The organism is Pseudomonas sp. CGJS7, from assembly GCF_036961695.1.
Genome location: NZ_JBAMDI010000273.1, coordinates 1 through 3,286, shown reverse-complemented (window position 1 = coordinate 3,286; position 3,286 = coordinate 1). Strand labels below are relative to the sequence as shown.

Below are 3,286 nucleotides of genomic sequence, written 5' to 3'. Positions count from 1 at the left end.
ACAATGGCGCCTGTTCGTCCGGGACCGGCCCATGCGTTCGCACCTTTGCTTCCTCGCGCTGTCGCTGCTGGGCGCCGCTTCCGGCGCCGCGGCCCAATCCTTGCCGGCGCCGTGCGCGGGCGGGGTGGTGTTCGAGGACGGTAACCGCAACGGCCGGCGCGATCCGGGCGAACCCGGGCTGGCCGGGCAACGCGTGTCCGACGGTGAACGCATCGTCCGCACCGACGCCGATGGCCGTTACACCTTGCCGCCGCGCGACCGCAGCAGCCAGTTCCTGATCAAGCCCGCCGGCTACCGGCTGGCGCCGCGCGGCGACAGCGGGCTGCCGGATTACTGGCTCAACCTCAGCCTGAGCGCGCCGCCGCCGCTGAAGTACGGCGGCATGCCGCAAAGCGCGACCACCTGCCGCGACTACGGGCTGATTCCCGACGGGCGCGGCGCCGATTCGGACCTGCGCGTGCTGGTGTTCGCCGACCCGCAGACCAAGAGCGCGATCGATGTCGACTATTACCGCCGCGACATCGTCGAGCCGTTGCGCCGCGAACACAGCGGCGCCCATCCGGCCGAACTGGGCCTGAGCCTGGGCGACATCACCCACGACGATCTGTCGCTGTATCCCAAGCTCAACGCCGTCACTACCAGCCTCGGCGTTCCGTGGCTGCACGCGCCGGGCAATCACGATCTGGATTTCGACGCCAAAAGCGACGAAGACTCGTTGCTGAGCTACCGCCACATCTACGGCCCCGACACTTATGCCTGGGAAGAGCCGCAGGCGAACTTCGTCGTGTTCGACGACGTGGTGTATCGCCCGGGACAAAACCCCGAGTACATCGGCGGGCTGCGGCCGGATCAGTTCGCGTTCCTGGAAAGCTATCTGGCCAGCGCGGACAAGCGGCGCTTGCTGGTGCTGGCCATGCACATCCCGCTGTTCGACGCCGCGCCCGGGCGCGAGACCTTCCGCCACGGCGACCGCGAGCGCTTGTTCGGGTTGTTGCGCGATTTCCCCAATGTGCTGGTGCTCAGCGGCCACAGCCATAACCAGAAGCATGTCTTCCACGACGCCTCGACGGGCTGGATGGGCGCCAAGCCGCTGCACGAATACAACGTCGGCGCGGCTTGCGGCGCGTTCTGGTCGGGCGTCAAGAACGCCGACGGCATTCCCGACAGCACCATGAGCGACGGCACGCCGAACGGCTACGCGCGCTTGCGGGTGAAGCCGAACGCGGAGTACGCATTGGCCTGGTATCCGGCCAACAGCAAGGCCGGTGTTTCCGCGCAAACCTTGAAGAAGGGCGCATCGACCGAGTACGGCGACGACAGCGGCGGTGCCTTGCCGCGAAACGGCGCGATCAATCGCTACATGAGCTTGTACGCGCCCAAAGTGCTGCGCCACGGCTCGTATCCGATCCGCGGCGTATTCGCCAACGTGTTCATGGGCCGCGACGACAGCCGGGTCGAATATCGCCTCGACGGCGGCGAATGGAAACCGATGAAACGTGTGAGCCAACCCGACCCTGCGTTGCTGGCCGAAAACGCGCGCGACGACGAAGCCACAGGTTTCCGCGGCTACGACCGCGCGCCCACCGCCACGCCGAGCGCGCATTTGTGGAACGCGCCGCTGCCGACCGATTCGGCGCTGGGCGAACACGCGATCGAAGTTCGGGTGTTCGACGCCTGGCAGGGCGAACAACGGCTGAGCACGTCGTACCGTTTGCTGGAAGCCGCGCCATGAGCCCGACCCCGAAAGGCGCCGCCGACGATCTGCCGGTGATGGAGTTCGAAAACTCAGCCGCGTTCGAGCGTTGGCTGCAAGCGAACCCGCGCGCCGAAGGCGTTTGGCTGAAGATCGCCAAGAAGGGCCAAACGCCGGTCACGCTGAGCGTCGGCGAAGCCTTGGACGTGTGCTTGTGCCACGGCTGGATCGACGGGCTCAAGCGCGGCCTGGATGAGGTGTATTTCCTGCAGCGCTACACCCCGCGCCGGCCCAAGGGGCTGTGGTCGAAGATCAATGTCGGCAAGGTCGAGCGCCTGATCGCCGACGGACGCATGCGCGAAGGCGGCCAGCGCGAAATCGACGCGGCCAAGGCCGACGGCCGCTGGGACGCGGCCTACGCGCCGCCGAGCACGATGCCCGTCCCCGACGATCTGGCCCGCGCGCTGGATGCGCAGCCCAAGGCGCGGGCGTTTTTCGAGGGCTTGGACAAGACCAACCGCTACGCCGTGTTGTGGCGGGTGGAGACGGCGAAGAAAGCGGAGACGCGGGCGAGTCGGATTGAGAAGTTCGTGGCGATGTTGGCGCGTGGGGAAAAGATTCACGGCTGAGACCGCGCAGCACGCCAAAAGGCGGTGAATAGAGCCCCTTTCCCGCTTGCGGGGTGAGCGGACGCCGCTTGCGAGCCATTGGCTCGCGCGTCCGCGAACGCCCGAACGCTATGCGTTTGGGCCGGGGTGGGGTTGGGGTGAGCGCCCGCAAGAGTTAACGCCGGTTTTACGCCCCCAGCCCTCCACCGCATAGCGCCTTTACGCCCCCTGTTCCTACAGTGAACTCCAAGGCGCGCCGCTCCGAGCGCGCAAGCGAGTACCCACGTGTCGATCCTGATTCTGCGTGGTCCCAACACCGATGCCGCCGTCGATTCGATGGTCCCGCCGCTGTCCGGCGAAGTGCGCGCGAGCCTGGTCGAACGCGCCGCCGGCGCGGGCAAGGCGATCGCGGTGCGCAGCTGCCGCAGCGAGAGCGAACTGGTCGAATGCCTGCGCGGCATGCGCGCGGCCAACGCCGAACTGCTGCTGCTCGACCCGGGCGCGTGCCTGCCGGCCAGCGAGGACCTGCGCGGCGCGCTGGCGCAACTGCCGGTGCCCTACATCGAAGTCCACGACGACGACATGAGCGCGCTGGAACCCTCGATCGCGCCGCAGTGCGGCCGCCGCCTGCGCCTGGTCCACGGTTACGCCGCGCAAAGCTACACCCTGGCGCTGGCGATCGCGCTGGAACACCTGGGCTGCGCCGACAGCGGCAACGACGTCCACGTCGGCACCTGAGTCCGGCGATGGACGCGCATTACTGTTATTTCGCCGACTACGAAATCCTGGTCGGCGGCCGCTTCATCGTGTGGGGGCAGACCACCCTGGATTACGCGCCGGCCGAGCCCGGTGCGTTCGATCCGGCCGAGTTGCTCAACCGGATTCGCCAGCAGGCCGCGAGCGAGCACGGCGTGGAGCGCGATGAGGTGCGGGTGCGTAATCTCAGCCGCTTGCTGTGAGCGCGTCGGCGCGGCCGGATACGTTG

At 67.7% G+C, this 3,286-nt stretch carries 4 protein-coding genes; all 4 read left to right on the top strand.

Annotation, left to right across the window (positions count from 1 at the left end; translation table 11 throughout):
* The first annotated feature begins 31 nt into the window (after positions 1-31).
* The 4 genes from V7787_RS52555 to V7787_RS52540 all read left to right on the top strand — a co-directional run bounded on the left by V7787_RS52555 (position 32) and on the right by V7787_RS52540 (position 3,260).
* Positions 32-1,732 carry a calcineurin-like phosphoesterase family protein gene (locus tag V7787_RS52555; protein WP_336095421.1) on the top strand — a complete coding sequence of 567 codons (1,701 nt, stop codon included), beginning with the start codon at positions 32-34 and terminating at the stop codon, positions 1,730-1,732.
* Positions 1,729-2,322, top strand: coding sequence for a YdeI/OmpD-associated family protein (locus tag V7787_RS52550; protein WP_336095420.1), 594 nt, complete (start codon positions 1,729-1,731; stop codon positions 2,320-2,322). Before V7787_RS52555 ends, V7787_RS52550 begins: the two co-directional genes overlap by 4 nt.
* 264 nt (positions 2,323-2,586) lie before the next feature.
* Positions 2,587-3,039: a type II 3-dehydroquinate dehydratase gene (locus V7787_RS52545; RefSeq protein ID WP_336095419.1), complete on the top strand. Its 453-nt coding sequence runs from the start codon at positions 2,587-2,589 to the stop codon at positions 3,037-3,039.
* An 8-nt stretch (positions 3,040-3,047) separates the two neighbouring features.
* Complete coding sequence (locus V7787_RS52540) at positions 3,048-3,260, top strand: hypothetical protein (protein ID WP_336095418.1); 213 nt, start codon at positions 3,048-3,050, stop codon at positions 3,258-3,260.
* The last annotated feature ends 26 nt before the right edge of the window (positions 3,261-3,286 follow it).